Origin of the sequence: Bradyrhizobium sp. CCBAU 25360 (assembly GCF_028128695.1) — a bacterium.
Lineage (GTDB): Bacteria > Pseudomonadota > Alphaproteobacteria > Rhizobiales > Xanthobacteraceae > Bradyrhizobium > Bradyrhizobium ottawaense.
Genome location: NZ_LBJA01000042.1, coordinates 265,556 through 283,043, shown reverse-complemented (window position 1 = coordinate 283,043; position 17,488 = coordinate 265,556). Strand labels below are relative to the sequence as shown.

The 17,488-nt window shown below is 64.9% G+C and carries 14 protein-coding genes; 3 read left to right on the top strand and 11 right to left on the bottom strand.

The features are described from left to right. Positions 1-22: 22 nt before the first annotated feature. The 11 genes from XH81_RS25450 to XH81_RS25400 form a co-directional block, all read right to left on the bottom strand. Positions 23-406, bottom strand: coding sequence for a DUF1236 domain-containing protein (locus XH81_RS25450; protein WP_018315876.1), 384 nt, complete (start codon positions 404-406; stop codon positions 23-25). A 114-nt stretch (positions 407-520) separates the two neighbouring features. Further along, positions 521-1,408 (bottom strand): 2-hydroxy-3-oxopropionate reductase, encoded by an 888-nt coding sequence (locus tag XH81_RS25445; RefSeq protein ID WP_028142372.1) that lies wholly within the window; start codon positions 1,406-1,408, stop codon positions 521-523. 211 nt (positions 1,409-1,619) lie between these two features. After that, on the bottom strand, positions 1,620-2,405 hold the full coding sequence (hyi, locus tag XH81_RS25440) for a hydroxypyruvate isomerase (RefSeq protein ID WP_097668726.1): 786 nt from the start codon (positions 2,403-2,405) through the stop codon (positions 1,620-1,622). A gap of 14 nt (positions 2,406-2,419) precedes the next feature. Further along, complete coding sequence (gene gcl / locus XH81_RS25435; protein ID WP_038974256.1) at positions 2,420-4,210, bottom strand: glyoxylate carboligase; 1,791 nt, start codon at positions 4,208-4,210, stop codon at positions 2,420-2,422. A 152-nt stretch (positions 4,211-4,362) separates the two neighbouring features. Then, complete coding sequence (locus tag XH81_RS25430) at positions 4,363-6,165, bottom strand: adenine deaminase (protein ID WP_028143049.1); 1,803 nt, start codon at positions 6,163-6,165, stop codon at positions 4,363-4,365. An 85-nt stretch (positions 6,166-6,250) separates the two neighbouring features. Further along, entirely contained in the window at positions 6,251-7,051 is an 801-nt protein-coding gene (locus XH81_RS25425) for an NYN domain-containing protein (protein ID WP_028143048.1), read from the bottom strand. A 53-nt stretch (positions 7,052-7,104) separates the two neighbouring features. Next, a complete protein-coding gene (locus tag XH81_RS25420) occupies positions 7,105-8,604 on the bottom strand; it encodes a tripartite tricarboxylate transporter permease (protein ID WP_028143047.1) in 1,500 nt (499 codons plus the stop codon). Further along, positions 8,604-9,089 carry a tripartite tricarboxylate transporter TctB family protein gene (locus tag XH81_RS25415; protein WP_028143046.1) on the bottom strand — a complete coding sequence of 162 codons (486 nt, stop codon included), beginning with the start codon at positions 9,087-9,089 and terminating at the stop codon, positions 8,604-8,606. The genes XH81_RS25420 and XH81_RS25415 overlap by 1 nt, the downstream gene beginning before the upstream one ends. After that, positions 9,086-10,054 (bottom strand): Bug family tripartite tricarboxylate transporter substrate binding protein, encoded by a 969-nt coding sequence (locus XH81_RS25410; RefSeq protein WP_028143045.1) that lies wholly within the window; start codon positions 10,052-10,054, stop codon positions 9,086-9,088. The genes XH81_RS25415 and XH81_RS25410 overlap by 4 nt, the downstream gene beginning before the upstream one ends. A 106-nt stretch (positions 10,055-10,160) precedes the next feature. Next, positions 10,161-11,000, bottom strand: coding sequence for an IclR family transcriptional regulator (locus tag XH81_RS25405; protein WP_028143044.1), 840 nt, complete (start codon positions 10,998-11,000; stop codon positions 10,161-10,163). Positions 11,001-11,056: 56 nt separating this feature from the next. Next, entirely contained in the window at positions 11,057-13,186 is a 2,130-nt protein-coding gene (locus XH81_RS25400; RefSeq protein ID WP_028143043.1) for an acetate--CoA ligase family protein, read from the bottom strand. A gap of 351 nt (positions 13,187-13,537) precedes the next feature. Here XH81_RS25400 and XH81_RS25395 point away from each other — a divergent pair, with 351 nt between their 5' ends. From XH81_RS25395 to frc, 3 genes are all read left to right on the top strand, one after another. Next, positions 13,538-14,233, top strand: a complete 696-nt coding sequence (locus tag XH81_RS25395) for a GntR family transcriptional regulator (RefSeq protein WP_161966556.1) — start codon at positions 13,538-13,540, stop codon at positions 14,231-14,233. A gap of 66 nt (positions 14,234-14,299) precedes the next feature. After that, a complete protein-coding gene (gene oxc, locus XH81_RS25390; RefSeq protein ID WP_028143042.1) occupies positions 14,300-16,033 on the top strand; it encodes an oxalyl-CoA decarboxylase in 1,734 nt (577 codons plus the stop codon). A 65-nt stretch (positions 16,034-16,098) separates the two neighbouring features. Further along, a complete protein-coding gene (gene frc / locus XH81_RS25385) occupies positions 16,099-17,376 on the top strand; it encodes a formyl-CoA transferase (protein WP_018315863.1) in 1,278 nt (425 codons plus the stop codon). Positions 17,377-17,488 lie beyond the last annotated feature (112 nt).

Here is a 17,488-nt window from a genome sequence, read left to right as displayed (position 1 = left end):
CCACGCCTGTGGCCGGCTTGGATCAGTCGATGATCTTGACCACCCGACGCGTGCGCGGCTCGACGATCACGCGGCGATCGTTCACGACCGCATAGCGATACTCGGTGTAGTTCGGTACGGGGCGGAGCACCACGGTCGGCGGCAGCGGCTCGCCTACCACGACGCGCTCCTCAACCACGACGGAATCGCTGCGAGGAATTCCGCCGAGGACCGCGTTCGGAATCTCGAGGCCAGCGCCGACGGCCGCACCAACGGTGCCGCCAACCATGGCGCCGATCGGTCCGCCAATATCGCCGCCCGCACGCGCGCCGTCCCTGGCGCCTTGTTCGGTCGTCGACTGGGCAAAGGCTGCGCTCGACGCCAGCAGCGACGCTGCAGCCAACGTAATCGCAAGACGGGTTTTCATGTTGATTTGTCTCCAGTGATTGTCCTGCGCCTTCAACCGCGGGGCCGGAGCATTGTTCCGGTTCCCCCGAAGCGAAGACGCCTCAAAAACTGGAGACTGTTACCGCGTAACAGTTCAGGCTGCGGCGATCTCGTGACCTGCCATCAGTTCCAGTGCCCGCACCATCGCGGAATGATCCCAGCCCTTGCCGCCATGCGCGGTACAGGCCGAGAACAATTGCTGCGCCACTGCCGTGCTCGGCAACGACAGGCCGAGCGTGCGCGCGCCTTCGAGCGCAAGATTGAGATCCTTCTGGTGCAGCTCGATGCGGAAGCCGGGATCGAAATTGCGCTTCACCATGCGCTCGCCATGCACTTCGAGGATGCGCGAAGAGGCAAAGCCGCCCATCAGCGCCTGCCGCACCAGCGCCGGATCGGCCCCGGCTTTCGATGCGAACAACAACGCCTCGCTCACCGCTTCGATCGTGAGCGCGACGATGATCTGGTTGGCGACCTTCGTCGTCTGCCCGTCGCCATTGGCGCCGACGCGGGTGACATTCTTGCCCATCTTGTCGAACACCGGCTTCATGGTGCCAAAGGCCCGCTCCGGCCCGCCGACCATGATGGTGAGGCTCGCGGCCTTGGCGCCGACCTCCCCGCCTGAGACCGGCGCGTCGAGATAGTCCGCCCCGAGCGCCTCGATCTTCTTCGCGAACTCCTTCGTCGCCAGCGGCGAGATCGAGCTCATGTCGACGACGATCTTGCCTTTGGAGATGCCGCTCGCAACACCATCCTTGCCGAACAGCACCGCTTCCACATGCGGCGTATCCGGCACCATGATGATGACCGCATCGGCCTCCTCGGCGACCTGCTTGCTCGTCTTGCAGGCGATGCCGCCGGCCGCAATCAGCTCCGGCGCGACGGGCGCGACATCATGCAGGAGAACACGATGGCCCGCGGCCATGAGATGGCCGGCCATTGGCCGGCCCATGGTGCCAAGTCCGATGAAGCCGATGTTGGTCATGTCTCATTCCTCCAGATTTGGGCCAAGTCGATCCACAAGCTCGGTGCACCTCTCCCGCTTGCGGGGGAGGTCGGCGCGTAGCGCCGGGTGGGGGCTCTATCCGCTTGGGGGCTTTCACCGCATCTCGATCGAATCTTTTCGCGGAGATACCCCCACCCCAGCCCTCCCCCGCAAGCGGGAGAGGGAGCGCACCGTCGCTGTGGGTGCATTCTCAGGTCTCGAAGGTCTGCGCGGCGTGCCAGGACAGACCCTTGAGCGTCGTGGTGCGCGGCTTGTATTCGCAGCCGATCCAGCCGCGATAGCCGATCGCATCGAGGTGGCGGAACAGGAAGGGATAATTGATCTCGCCGGTGCCGGGCTCGTGGCGGCCCGGATTGTCGGCGAGCTGGATGTGGGCGATCTGGGGCAGATATTCCTGCATGGTGCGGGCGAGATCGCCCTCCATGATCTGCATGTGATAGATGTCGTACTGGACGAACAGATTGTTCGACCGCACCTCGGAGATCAGCTGTATCGCCTGCTCGGTGCCGTTGAGGAAGAAGCCGGGAATGTCGAGCGTGTTGATCGGCTCGACCAGCAGCTTGATGTTCTCGCGTGCCAGCGTGGAGGCGGCGAAGCGCAAATTTCCCACCAGCGTCTCGTTGAGTTCGCGCGGATCGGCATCGGCAGGCGCAATACCCACGAGGCAGTTGAGCTGCTCGCAATCGAGCGCCTTGGCATAGTCGATGGCGCGAAACACGCCGTCGCGGAATTCGGCGGTGCGATCGGGCAGGATCGCAATGCCGCGCTCGCCCCCGGCCCAGTTTCCGGCCGGCAGATTGTGCAGCACCTGGGTCAGGCCGTGGGCTTCCAGCTGCTCGCGCAGCTGCGCCTTGTCGAAATCATAGGGGAAGAGATACTCGACCCCGGAAAAGCCCGCCGCCTTCGCCGCTGCGAAGCGGTCCAGGAACGGCATCTCGTTGAAGAGCATGGTGAGGTTGGCAGCGAATTTCGGCATGATGAGGTCCTCTCCTATTCCGCCGGCTGCAGCACGCCTGGGCGCGCCCGCTCGACCTCGTCGAGCGGCAGGTCCAGCACCTCCTCGAACTCGACGATGTTGTCGATCTCCGTGCCCATCGCGATGTTGGTGACGCGTTCGAGGATGAACTCGACCACCACGGGCACGCGGTGCTTGGCCATCAATTCGCGCGCGGTCGCGAACGCGGCCTGCGCGTCCTTCGGATCGGTGACGCGGATCGCCTTGCAGCCGAGGCCTTCGGCGACCGCGACGTGGTCGACGCCGTAGACGCCGATCTCGGGCGCGTTGATGTTCTCGAAGGAGAGCTGAACGTGATAGTCCATCTCGAAGCCGCGCTGGGCCTGGCGGATCAAGCCGAGATAGGAATTGTTCACGACGACGTGGATATAGGGCAGATTGAACTGCGCCCCGACCGCGAGCTCCTCGATCAGGAACTGGAAGTCGTAATCGCCGGAGAGCGCGACGATGTCGCGATCCGGGCACGCGGCACGCACGCCGAGCGCGGCGGGCAGTGTCCAGCCGAGCGGCCCCGCCTGACCGGCATTGATCCAGTTGCGTGGGCGATAGACGCCGAGGAACTGCGCGCCGGCGATCTGCGACAGGCCGATCACGGTGACGTAGCAGGTGTCGCGACCAAACGCCTTGGTCATCTCCTCATAGACGCGCTGCGGCTTGATCGGGACGTTGTCGAAATGGCTCTTGCGCAGCATCGTCTTCTTGCGATCGCGGCAGGCCGCGGGCCACGCCTGGCGCTCGCGCAGCTTGCCTGACCGGCGCCACTCCCTGGCGACGGTGACGAACAGCTCGAGCGCAGCCTTCGCGTCCGAGACGATGCCGAGATCGGGATTGAACACGCGCCCGATCTGCGTCGGCTCGATGTCGACATGCACGAAGGTGCGGCCCTTGGTGTAGGTCTCGACCGAGCCGGTGTGGCGGTTGGCCCAGCGGTTGCCGATGCCGAGCACGAAGTCGGATTCGAGCATGGTGGCATTGCCGTAGCGGTGGCTGGTCTGAAGGCCGACCATGCCCGCCATCAGCACGTGATCGTCGGGGATCGCGCCCCACCCCATCAGCGTCGGGACAACAGGCACGTTGGCGATCTCGGCGAATTCGACCAGGAGATCGGAAGCGTCGGCATTGATGATGCCGCCGCCCGCGACGATCAGCGGCCGCTCGGCGGCGTTGAGCATCTCCAGCGCTTTCTCGACCTGCTTGCGCGTCGCTGTGGGCTTGTAAACCGGCAGCGGCTCATAGGTCTCGTCGTCGAACTCGATCTCGGCGAGCTGCACGTCGAGCGGCATGTCGATCAGCACCGGCCCCGGCCGGCCCGAGCGCATGACATGAAACGCCTGGCTGAACACGCGCGGCACCAGCGCCGGCTCGCGCACGGTCACCGCCCATTTCGTCACGGGCTTTGCGATCGACTCGATGTCGACGGCCTGAAAGTCTTCCTTGTAGAGCCGCGCGCGCGGCGCCTGCCCGGTGATGCAGAGGATCGGAATGGAATCGGCGATCGCCGAATAGAGCCCGGTGATCATGTCGGTGCCGGCCGGCCCCGAGGTTCCAATGCAGACCCCGATATTGCCGGCCTTCGCCCGCGTATAGCCCTCGGCCATATGCGAGGCGCCCTCGACATGCCGCGCCAGGATGTGCCGGATCGTGCCGCGCTTCTTCAGCGCCGAGTAAAGCGGATTGATCGCGGCCCCGGGAACGCCGAAGGCGGTGGAGATGCCTTCCTTCTCCAGAATTCGCACGGCAGCATCGATAGCTCGCATCTTCGCCATATCGGACCTCGCTCAAGTTGCGTCAGCGAGCGAGATCATCGGGTGCGCAGAAGCCGATCTCAACGAGATCGATTTTATTTTCCACGATGCGGCAGCCGCGGAAAAATAGCGGCGGTCTCAAACGGTTAGATCGAGAGTTGCATGAAAGCGGATCACTCGAACAGCGGCGCCAGTTCCATCTGCGGCACCAGCACCAGGCCCTTGTCGGTGATGCGAATTTCCGGAATGACCGATAGGGGAATCAAATTGAAGCCCATATAGGGGATGGTGCAGCCGGCCTCGGCCCATTCCTTCTTCAGCGCCTTGACCTCTTCGGCCACCTCCGTGACGCGCTTGTCCGAGAGAAGCCCCGCGATCGGCAGCGGAACCAGTGCCTTTACCTTGCCGTCGGCGACGACGCAGACGCCGCCCTGCTGGTCCTTGATGGCCGCGATCGCGACCTGCATATCGGGCTCGTTGGTACCGGCGACGATGATGTTGTGGCTGTCGTGTCCGACGCTGGAGGCGACCGCGCCGCGCTTCAGGCCAAAATCCTTCAGCAGTCCGTAAGCGACATTGCCGGCCGACTTGCCGTGGCGCTCGATGACTGTGACGAAGCACAGGCCGTAACGCGCGAACAGCGACGGCCAGTCCTTTGCTGGCTCGATCGCGACTTTGTCATGGATCAGCGTGATGCCCGGCAAGGCTGTCTTGATGGCATTGACGGTGCAGGCCTTCGCCGGCAGATCCGGCGTCAGCTTGACCTTCTCCGGCAGCTTCACGGTCGCGTAGGCTGCCTTTGGATATTGATAGCGGTGAGACAGCGCCTGATCGAGCAGCCCGGTGATCTCGCCGTTCTCGACCACGAGCTCGCCGCCATACCAGGTGCATTGTGGCTTGAGCTGGTCGTCCATCAGCACGAGATCGGCGCGGCGGCCGCCGCCGAGGCCACCGATGTCGCCATCCATGCCGAAGCGCGTGGCGCCGTGCAGCGAGCCCATCGACCAGGCCTGCTCCGGTGACATCCCGGCCTTCACGGCTTCGCGCACCACCCAGTCGAGACCGAACATCAGGAGATCGTCGGCGTCGCGGTCGTCGGTGCACACCGCCGTGCGCTTGTGCGAGGCGCCGAGCTCGGTGATGGTGCGGATCGCCTGCGGCAGCGAATGCCATGGCGTGGTCGGCGGACCGCCGCGCAGGAATATCCAGACGCCGGCATCGAGCAGGTCGTCGGCGATGTCGCGGTCGATCGCCTCATGGGTATCCGTTACGCCGCTGGCCGCATAGGCCGCAACGAATTCGCGGCCGTAGACATGGCCGGACACCGGACGTCCCCGCTTCAAGGCGGCCGCGAGGATCGCGTGGCTGCGCTCGTCGCCCATCGTGACCGGGACAAAATCCATCTTCTCGCCGAGCCCCACGGCTTCGGGCCAGCGGTCGAACAGGCCGGCGATCTTGTCCGGTGTAAGGTCTCCTCCCGCCGTTTCGAGCTCGGCCGAAGTCGCAGGGACAGTCGACGGCACCGTCAAAAAGATCGAGAGCGGCGCCTCGCGCGCGTCTTCCAGCATCGCCTCCACGCCGGCGACATCCATGACGTTGCCGATCTCGTGGCTGTCGCAGAAGATCGTGGTGGTGCCGTTGAGCAGCGCGGCCTCCGCATAGGCGCAGGCCGTCACCATCGAGGATTCGATGTGGATGTGCGGATCGACCAGCCCGGGTGCGATGACGCCGCCAGCGGCATCGTAGATGGCCACGTTGGGCCAGATCTTCTTTGCCGCGCCTGATGGCTTCACCGCCGCGATGCGCCCGCCGGTGATCCAGACCTCCCGACCGGGATGGATGCGTTCCGAATAGGTCGAGAGCACCCGCGCGCCGGTAATGACCAGATCTGGCGCGAGACGCGCGGACGCGACATCGGCGAGGCGCCGGGTCATCGCATGCAGCGGGGCGACGGTGAAGCGGGTGAGTTTGGTCATCGGGACCCTCGCGCGGCGTTACGGCCCGGCGATGGTTACGCCCTGCACCAAACCGGGCAAGTGCAAATATGACGGCACGCCCTGCTTACGCCTTGGGCGCCGCACCGCCTGCCGTTCCCGACCTGGCAGATCGGCGCGGGTTCCGCGTTCTCGCCGGCGGCGCCGCAGCGGGTTTGACCCGGATCCGCATCGACCGGCCCTTTGGCTCATCGATCTCGAACGAATTCGTCTTCCGCACCAGGTCGCTCAGCTTGCGGAAGCCGTAGGTCCTCGGATCAAAATCGGAAGCGAGATTGGCGAGCTGCCGTCCGACTTCACCGAGCGCGACCCAGCCGTCCTCGCTCTCCATCTGGGTGATGACCTTCTTGATGATGGGCGTGGCGGCATCGGGCGGCTGAAGCGGCGCTGAGCGTGAAGATGCGTCCTGGGCGGTCGCCGTGCCGGCAAGCAGGTTCTCCGTATAGACGAACCGTCGGCAGGCCTGCCTGAAGCTTTCGGGCGTCTTCTGCTCGCCGAACCCAAAGACATCGATGCCCTGCTCCCGGATGCGGGCCGCCAGACGGGTAAAGTCGCTGTCGGATGACACCAGGCAGAAGCCGTCGAACCGGCCGCTGTGAAGCAGGTCCATGGCGTCGATGACCAGCGTGATGTCGGATGCATTCTTGCCCGTCGTATAGGCGAACTGCTGCTGCGGGATGATGGCGTGCTTCGACAGAATGTCGGCCCACCCCCTGGACCGCGCGTTGGAGAAGTCGCCGTAGATACGGCGGACGCTGGCCTCGCCGATCTTGGCGATCTCCTCGAACAGTCCGTCCGCGATTTTTGCCGACGCATTGTCGGCATCGATCAGGACGGCGAGACGGGGCGAACGAAGTTCTGACGGCATGGAATGTCCCCACGAGATGGACGCAGCATCACAAGATGCCAGCGCCGGGATGACTAATCTTCGGTCGCCTTGAACCGGCCCAGCCCCTTCAACACGAAGGGCGCCAGCAGCGCGATCAGTGCCAGCGCCAGCAGCGTCGCCGAGATCGGGCTCTGCAGCAGCGTCATGGGATCGCCGAGGCTGATCGCGAGCGCCCTGCGCAACTGGCTCTCGGCGATCGGGCCGAGGATCAGGCCGACCACGACGGGGGCGATCGGAAAATCGAACCGGCGCATCAAAAAGCCGAGCACGCCGAAACCGGCGAGCATGGACAACTCGACCACCGACGGTTTTGCGGCGATGGTGCCCATGGTCGCGAATACGAGGATGCCGGCATAGAGCCATGGCTGCGGGATCGCAAGCAGCCGCACCCACAGGCCGACCAGCGGCAGATTGAGCACCAATAGCATCACGTTGGCGATGAACAGGCTCGCGATCAGGCCCCACACGAGATCAGGCCGCTCGGCGAACAGCAGCGGTCCCGGGTTGAGGCCGTATTGCTGGAAGCCCGCCAGCATCATCGCGGCCGTCGCCGAGGTCGGCAGTCCCAGCGTCAAGAGCGGCACCAGCGTGCCGGCGGCGGAGGCGTTGTTGGCGGCTTCCGGCCCCGCGACGCCTTCGATCGCGCCCTTGCCGAACTCTTCGGGGTGTTTCGTCAGCCGCTTCTCGGTCGAATAGGACAGGAAGGTCGGGATCTCAGCGCCGCCCGCCGGCAGCGCGCCGATCGGAAAGCCGAACATGGTGCCGCGCAGCCACGGCTTCCACGAACGCTTCCAGTCTTCCTTTGTCATCCAGAGCGAGCCGCGCACCGGCTCGAGCTTCTCCTCGCTGTGGTGGCGGCGCGAGGCGACATAGAGCGCCTCACCCACCGCGAACAGGCCGACCGCGAGCGTCGTCACCTCGACGCCGTCGAGCAGTTCAGGAACGCCGAACGCAAGCCGCGCCTGACCAGTCAACTTGTCGATGCCGACGAGGCCAAGCGTCAGGCCGATGAACAGGCTGGTCAGGCCGCGGATCGGGGAATCGCCGAAGGTCGCCGACACCGTGACGAAGGCGACGCACATCAGCGCGAAGTAATCCTCAGGACCGAAGCGCACGGCGAAATCGACCAGCCACGGCGCGAGGAAGGCCAGGCCGATGGTGGCGATGGTTCCGGCGACAAAGGAGCCGATCGCGGATGTCGCAAGCGCCGGCCCGCCGCGGCCGGCCTTGGCCATCTTGTTGCCTTCGAGCGCGGTCGCCATCGAGGCGCTCTCGCCGGGCGTGTTGATCAGGATCGCGGTGGTGGAGCCGCCATACATGCCGCCATAATAGATGCCGGCGAACATGATCAGCGAGCCGCCGGGATCTAGCTTGTAGGTGACCGGCAACAGCAGCGCGACCGTCAGCGCCGGGCCGATGCCGGGCAGCACGCCCACGGCGGTGCCGAGGAATACACCGATCAGGGCATAGAGTAGGTTCATCGGCTGAATGGCGACGGCCATGCCGTGCGCCAGCGCCGCAAAAGTGTCCATCACAGCAGTCGCTCCAGCGGGCCGGTCGGAAGGCTCAGCGTCAACAACCGGTCGAACGCGAGATAGATCAGGATCGACATCACGAGGGCGATGATGCTGTCGACGAGGATGGCACGGCGGCCGAAGGCGGCCGATGTCGTCACGAACAGCGCCGACGTCGCCAGGATGAAGCCGCCGCCAAAGCCGATGATGGCGATCAGCAGCACAAGACCGATGAGGATCAGAACCACAGGCACGGGATCGGCGCTCTCGCGCGCCGGCAAATTGCCGCGCAGCGCGTCGATGAAATTGCCGATCGCAAGCAGCGCAAGGCCGCTGGCGATCACGACAGGCATCGCCTCCGGCCCCATGCCGTACATCGCGGTGGATGACAGGCCGCGCGCGTCGAAGACCAGCACCGCGGCGAGGCCTCCGAGCAGTGCAGCGATGACGATACCGGCGCGATCGACGCGCCGCGGCGGCTGGGCCGGATCGCCCGAGGTCATGACTTGACCAGGCCGACCGATTTCAGCACGTCGGTGACCCGCACGGTTTCCTTCTTCAGGAAGTCGGCGAAGGCGTCACCGCCGAGATAGGCGTCTTCCCAGCCCTTCTGCTTGAGGATTTCCTTCCAGGCGTCCGACTTCACCATCTTCTCGACCGCATCGCTCAGGGTTTTGCGCTGCTCCGGCGTGATGCCGGGAGGCGCCACCACCGAGCGCCAGTTGGCGATCACGAGGTCGATGCCTTGCTCCCTAAAGGTCGGGATGTCGCTGCCCTGGATGCGCTTCTCCGAGGTCACGCCGATCGCGCGCAGCTTGCCGGACTTGATCTGCCCTTCATATTCGCTGAGGCCCGAAATGCCCGCGGTGACCTTGCCGCCGAGGATCGCCGCCAGCGACTCGCCGCCGCCGGAGAACGGGATGTAGTTGATCTTCTTGGCATCGGCACCGACCGCGCCGGCGAATAACGCCGCCATCACATGGTCGACGCCGCCGGCCGAGCCGCCGGCGAAAGTCACCTTTGCGATATCGGCCTTCACCGCGGCGGCCAGATCCTGCGCAGTCTTGATCGGCGAATTCGCGGGAACCACGATCACCTGAATTTCCTCGGTGAGGCGAGCGATCGGCGTGACCTGCTCCAGCGTCACCGGCGACTTGTTCATGGCGAGCGCGCCCACCATGACGAAGCCGTTGACCATCATCTGGTTGCCGTCGCCCTTGGCGCCGTTGACGAATTGCGCGATGCCGACGCTGCCGCCGGCGCCGGGAACGTTGGTGACCTGCACGCTGCGCGCGACGCCCGCGGCGACCAGCGCCTGCTGCATGGAGCGCGCGGTCTGGTCCCAGCCGCCGCCCGGGGCCGCCGGCGCCATCAGCTTGAGCTCGAGCTGCTGGGCAAGGGACGGCGCCGCTGCCGCAAGGGTCAGCGCGACGGCTGCGCCGGCAAGGCGCGCGGAAAATTGAAACATGAGGACGCTCTCCAGGCTCATGCGGACGTTTGCCGCATTGTGTCGTTTGGTCGCATATCAGCCAAAACGGCCGATGCTGTCCAGCGACAGTGCCCGGGTTCCCCAGTTAGCGCGGCGCCGGCATCACCCCGCCGAGCGCGATAGTCAGCTCGCCGGCGACCTCGCGCACGATTTGGCCGATTTCCGGCAGCCTGTCGTCGGTCAGGCGGCTGGTCATGCCCGAGACTGAAATCGCCGCGAGCGGCTCGGCACAGTCGTTGTAGACCACTGCGGCAATACAGCGCAGCCCCATGCTGGCTTCTTCATCGTCGAGGGCAAAACCCTGCTTGCGGATCTTTTCGAGCTCCTTGAACAGGTCGCTCGGCCGCACGATGGACTTCTCGGTCAGCCGGGGCATGCCGTGATGGCGGATGACGGCGCCGACGTCCTCATCGGAATAGGTTGCGAGCACGGCCTTGCCGACGCCCGACGTCACCATGGGGACGCGGCCGCCGACCAGGGTCAGCGAGCGCATGATCTCGCGGCTCTCCATGCGGGTCAGCACGATGATGAACTCGTCGTCGACCACGGCGAGATTGGCGGTCTCGCGGGTGAGATCGCGCAGCTTGCGCAAGTAAGGAATCGCCTGCGCGGAAAAATTGCGCCGCCGCGCAAAGCTCGCACCCACCGTGAAGGCGCGCGAGCCGACATGCCATTTTGATTGCGTGCGGTCGAACTGCACGAAGCGGCGGCTCTCCAGCGTCGCCAGCAGGCGGTGCACCGTGGAAGCCGACAGGCCGGTCCGCACCGCGAGATCGCTGAGGCGATAGCCTTCGTCGTCCTCGGCCAGCGTTTCGAGGATCGACAGCGCGCGATCGACGGACTGCACGCCGCCGTCGCGCGTGTCGTTGTCGGCCTCCGATGATCGAGGCTCGAGCGATTTGCGCCGGATCACGTTCTTGCTCATCGCGACCTGACAGTTGTCACCTCTCCCCGCGAGCGAGGAGAGGTGAAGTCTTCGTCTCAGAGCAGCCCTGCCCCGCGCGCCCATTTGTACTTGGCGCCGAGGACCTCGACCGGAAGCTCGGTCGAGTAGGCGTAGGCCGGGATGCCGTTCTGGTAGAGATATTCGGCGGCTTCCTCGACCTCGACGTCGCCCGCGAGCGAGGCGACGATCGGCTTCACGAAGCCCTTGGCCTCCATCTCCTTCTTCACCTCGACCATGTTGCGGGCGAACACCATCGGCGGCGTGACGATGGTGTGCCAGTAGCCGAGGATCAGCGAGTGGATGCGCTCATCGGAGAGGCCGAGCTTCACCGTGTTGACGTAGGTGATCGGAGGCTCGCCGCCGGTGATATCCACAGGATTTCCGGCAGCCCCGAACGGCGGGATGAACTTGCGGAAGGCCGCATCCAGATCCGCCGGCATCGACATCAGCGACAGGCCATTGTCGACGCAGGAGTCCGACAGCAGCACGCCCGAGCCGCCGGCACCGGTGATGATCAGCACGTTCTCGCCCTTCGGCGTCGGCAGCACCGGCACGCCGCGGGCGAATTCGAGCAGTTGCCGCAGCGAACGAGCGCGGATCACGCCGGACTGGGCCAGGACGTCCTCGTAGATCTTGTCGTTACCGGCGAGCGCGCCGGTATGCGACGAGGCCGCCTTGGCGCCCGCCGAGGTCCGGCCGGCCTTGAGCACGACGACAGGCTTCTTCTTGGAGACGCGCTTGGCGGCTTCCGCGAAGGCGCGGCCGTCCTTGAGGTCCTCGCAATGCTGCGCGATCAAATTGGTGTTCGGGTCCTGCTCGAAGAAGGCGAGCAGATCGTCCTCGTCGATATCGGACTTGTTGCCGAGGCCCACGATCGCCGACACACCCATTTTCGCCGAGCGCGAAAAACCGATGATGGCCATGCCGATGCCGCCCGACTGCGACGACAGCGCCGCGTGGCCCTTGACGTCGTAGGCGGTGCAGAAGGTCGCGCAGAGATTGGCGGGCGTATAGTAGAACCCGTAGATGTTCGGCCCCATCAGGCGGATGTCGTATTTCTTGCCGACCTCGACGATCTCGGCCTGCAGCTCCGGCGCGCCGGCCTCCGCAAAGCCCGACGGAATCAGCACCGCACCGGGGATTTTCTTCTCGCCGCATTCGGTGAGCGCGGCCGCCACGAACTTCGCGGGGATCGCGAACACGGCCGTGTCGATCACGCCCGGCACGTCCTTGACGCTCTTATAGGCCTTGTAGCCGAGGATCTCGGTGGCCTTGGGATGAATCGGATAGATGTCGCCCTTGTAGCCGCCGTTGATGAGGTTCTTCATCACGGAGTTGCCGATCTTGCCGTCCTCGGCGGAGGCACCGACCACGGCGACCGCCTTCGGCTGCATGATGCGGCTCATCGCCGCGACGATCTCCTCGGTCGGGCGCGGCTTCGGCTTCGGCACATAGGCGAAGTCGACGACGATGCGCACGTCGGCGGCGGTCGCGCCCTTCGCCGTCGCGAACACCGGATTGAGGTCGAGCTCGACGATTTCAGGGAAATCGGTCACGAGCTGCGAGACCTTGACGATGACATCGGCGAGGGCGTTGCGGTTCACCGGCTCGCCGCCGCGCACACCCTTGAGGATCTCATGCGCCTGGATGCCGTCGAGCATCGAGAGCGCGTCTTCCTTGGTCGCGGGCGCGAGGCGGAAGGTGATGTCCTTGAGGACTTCGACCAGCACGCCGCCGAGGCCGAAGGCGACCAGCTTGCCGAACGAGCCGTCGGTGATCGAGCCGACGATGACCTCGGTGCCGCCGGCCAGCATCTGCTGCACCTGGACGCCGTCGATCTTGGCGTCGGCCTTGTACTTCCTGGCGTTGCCGAGAATGGTCTCATAGGCCTTTTCGGCATCTTCGGCGGTCTTGAGGCCGACGATGACGCCGCCGGCTTCGGTCTTGTGGAGAATATCCGGCGAGACGATCTTCATCACGACCGGGAAGCCCATCGACGAGGCCATCTTGCCGGCCTCGCCCGCCGACTTCGCCACGCCCTCCTTCGGCACCGGAATGCCATAGGCGTCGCAGACCAGCTTGCCTTCCGGGGCCGTCAGGCTGGTGCGGTTGTCCGCCTTGACCTGGTCAAGCACCTTGCGGACGGCTTCTTTGGAATTGGACATGTGGCTTCTCCCTTGACCTCAGTTCGTTCTTTTCAAAGCGCGCGCGTGGTTTTGCGGCTGCCCGTGATGCTTGCCATTCGCCGCGCTCTGTTCCATTCCGCGGAACGGAGCGGCATAAGCGCCAGATTACTCCGCCGCCATGGATCAAAAATGGCTGGCGATGGCATTTGGTATGCCAGAAGCCAACTTGTCAAGCTGCGGCATCGCTTAGAACGCCGCAAAAAATAGCCAGCTTGACATTCTGGCATGTGGTATGCCAAAAACTTTCCCGTTAATAATCCTGTAAAAGACGACTCCCACTGGAGGAGATTCGTCGTGTCACTGCGGAAACCAACCAAGGCGTTGCCGAACATGGCCGAGGCAGATATCGCAATCGTTCGTATTGCCCCGGAGAGCAGCTTCAAGAACAAGGCGTATGACGCCTTGAAGGAAGCCATCCTCAGGATGGACATCTATTCGACGCCCGAGCCGGTGATGCTCGACGAGCGCGCGCTGTCCGAACGTCTGGGTGTCAGCCGCACCCCGATCCGCGAAGCGATCGCGATGCTCGAGCAGGACGGTTTCGTGAAGACGGTGCCGCGCCGCGGCATCATGGTGGTGCGCCGGACCAAGAGCGAGATCGTCGACATGATCCGCGCCTGGGCGGCGCTGGAGAGCATGGCTGCGCGCCTCATCACCACCACTGCGCGCAAGAAGGACATCACGGCGCTGCGTGACTACTTCAAGGATTTCGGCAAGGATCGCCTGCCCGAGGATCACGTCGAGGAATATTCGCGCGCCAACATCGCCTTCCATCAGGCGCTGATCTCGCTGTCGGAATCGCCGGTGCTGGTCGATCTCACCAACGACCTGCTGCTGCACGTGCGCGGCTATCGCCAGCTGACCATCGGACGCAAGGACCGCACTGCGACCTCGCTGCCCGAGCATCTCGGCATGATCGAAGCACTGGAGGCACGCGACACCGAGCTCGCCGAGAAGCGTGCCCGCGACCACACTCTCGGCCTTGCCGCTTACGTCGAAGCGCACGGCCAGGAACTGTTTACGTAACCTAGCAACGTTCACCAGAAGGGCGAACAATTCGCCCCACTATCTGAGACCAGGGAGACAAGGCCCATGCTGAATACCGCGACCAAGTCCGAGGCACCGGGCACCGAGCAGGAGCTGACGGATGGCTTTCATCTCGTCATCGACGCGCTCAAGCTGAACGGCATCAACACCATCTATAATGTGCCGGGCATCCCGATCACGGATTTGGGCCGCATGGCACAGGCCGAGGGCATCCGCGTGATCTCGTTCCGCCACGAGCAGAACGCCGGTTACGCCGCAGGCATCGCCGGCTACCTCACCAAGAAGCCCGGCGTCTGCCTCACGGTCTCCGCGCCCGGCTTCCTCAACGGTCTCACCGCACTCGCCCACGCCACCACCAACTGCTACCCGATGATCCTGGTCTCGGGCTCTTCGGAGCGCGAGATCGTCGACCTGCAGCAGGGCGACTACGAAGAGATGGACCAGCTCGCGATTGCCAAGCCCCTGTGCAAGGCGGCCTATCGCGTGCTGCACGCCCAGGACATCGGCATCGGCCTGGCCCGTGCCATCCGCGCCGCGGTCTCGGGCCGTCCGGGCGGCGTCTACCTCGACCTGCCGGCCAAGCTGTTCGGCCAGGTGATGAGCGCCGATGCCGGCCAGAAGTCGCTGGTCAAGGTGATTGATGCTGCGCCCGCGCAGATCCCCTCGCCCGCTTCGGTCAAGCGTGCGCTCGACGTGCTCAAGGGTGCCAAGCGTCCGCTCATCATCCTCGGCAAGGGCGCGGCCTACGCGCAGGCCGACGAAGAGATCAAATCCTTCGTCGAGAAGAGCGGCGTGCCCTTCCTGCCGATGAGCATGGCCAAGGGCCTCCTGCCCGACACTCATCCGCAATGCGCCGGTGCGGCCCGCTCGACCGTGCTGAAGGAATCGGACGTCGTCATGCTGATCGGCGCGCGGCTGAACTGGCTGCTCTCGCACGGCAAGGGCAAGAGCTGGGGCGAAGCGCCCAAGAAGTTCATCCAGGTCGACATCGAGCCGCGCGAGATGGACTCCAACGTCGAGATCGTCGCGCCCGTCGTCGGCGACATCGGCTCGGTCGTCTCCGCCTTCAACCAGGCGATGGCTTCCGGCTGGACCGCCCCGCCCGCCGAATGGACCAAGGCGATTTCGTCCAAGCGCGAAGAGAACGTCGCCAAGATGGCGCCGAAGCTCATGAACAACAAATCGCCGATGGACTACCACGGCGCGCTCGGCGTGCTGAAGAACGTCATCAAGGAGTACCCCGAGGCGATCCTCGTCAACGAAGGCGCCAACACGCTCGACCTCGCCCGCGGCGTCATCGACATGTACCGGCCGCGCAAGCGTCTCGACGTCGGCACCTGGGGCGTGATGGGCATCGGCATGGGCCAGGCGATTGCCGCCGCGCTCGAGACCGGTCACCCCGTGCTCGCAGTGGAAGGCGACTCGGCGTTCGGCTTCTCCGGCATGGAGGTCGAGACCATCTGCCGCTACAACCTGCCGATCTGCGTCGTCATCTTCAACAATGACGGCATCTATCGCGGCACCGACGTCAACGGCGCCAACGCCGATCCGGCGACGACGGTGTTCGTCAAGGGCGCGCGCTACGACAAGATGATGGAAGCCTTCGGCGGCGTCGGCGTGAATGCGACCTCGCCGGACGAGCTCAAGCGCGCCGTCAACGAAGCCATGAAGTCCGGCAAGCCGACGCTCATCAACGCGGTGATCGATCCGGCCGCGGGCTCGGAGAGCGGCCGCATAGGCAACCTCAATCCGCAGAGCGTTCTGCAGAAGAAGAAGTAAGTCCACCCCTCAACCCTTAATTCCCTGCGGTTGGCGGGGGCAGACACAGAGTACGGAGCAACACGATGACCAAAGCGCTTACGGGCGTTCGCATTCTCGACTTCACCCACGTTCAATCAGGACCGACCTGCACGCAGCTGCTCGCCTGGTTCGGCGCTGACGTGATCAAGGTGGAACGTCCGGGCGTGGGTGACATCACCCGCGGCCAGCTGCAGGACATCCCGAACGTGGACAGCCTGTATTTCACCATGCTCAATCACAACAAGCGCTCGATCACGCTCGACACCAAGAACCCCAAGGGCAAGGAAGTCCTCACCGAGCTGATCAAGAAGTGCGACGTGCTGGTGGAAAACTTCGGCCCCGGCGTGCTCGACCGCATGGGCTTCCCCTGGGAGAAGATCCAGGCGATCAACCCGAAGATGATCGTCGCCTCTATCAAGGGCTTCGGCCCCGGACCGTACGAAGACTGCAAGGTCTATGAGAACGTCGCGCAGTGCACCGGCGGCGCCGCCTCCACCACCGGCTTCCGCGACGGCCTGCCGCTCGTGACCGGCGCGCAGATCGGCGACAGCGGCACCGGCCTCCACCTCGCGCTCGGCATCGTCACCGCGCTCTACCAGCGCACCGTCACCGGCAAGGGCCAGAAGGTTACGGCTGCGATGCAGGACGGCGTACTCAACCTCGCCCGCGTCAAGCTGCGCGACCAGCAGCGCCTCGCCCATGGCCCGCTGAAGGAATACAGCCAGTACGGCGAAGGCATTCCGTTCGGCGACGCCGTGCCGCGCGCCGGCAATGATTCCGGCGGCGGCCAGCCCGGCCGCATCGTCAAGTGCAAAGGCTGGGAGACCGATCCCAACGCCTACCTCTATTTCATCACCCAGGCGCCGGTCTGGGAGAAGATCTGCGACGTGATCGGCGAACCCGGCTGGAAGACCCATCCCGACTACGCCAAGCCGCCGGCCCGGCTGTCGCGCCTCAACGAGATTTTTGCGCGCATCGAGCAGTGGACGATGACCAAGACCAAGTTCGAGGCGATGGAAATCCTCAACAAGGACGACATCCCCTGCGGCCCGATCCTGTCGATGAAGGAGATCATCGAGGACCAGTCGCTGCGCGCCACCGGTACCTTGGTCGAAGTCGACCACCCCACCCGCGGCAAGTACATTTCGGTCGGCAACCCGATCAAGCTGTCGGATAGCCCGAGCGACGTCGAGCGCTCCCCGCTGCTCGGCGAGCACACCGACGAGATCCTGCGCTCCGTGCTCGGCTTCAGCGACCACCAGGTCGCCGACATCCACAAGTCCGGCGCGCTCGACCCGCCGCAGAAGCAGGCCGCGGAGTAAGCAAGCTCGCTGCAAGCGCGAAAGGCCGCCGGTTTCGGCGGCCTTTTTGTTCGCGCCAAAGGAACCGAACCGCACACCGGCCGTTACTTCTTCGACCGGCATGCTCTCAGAA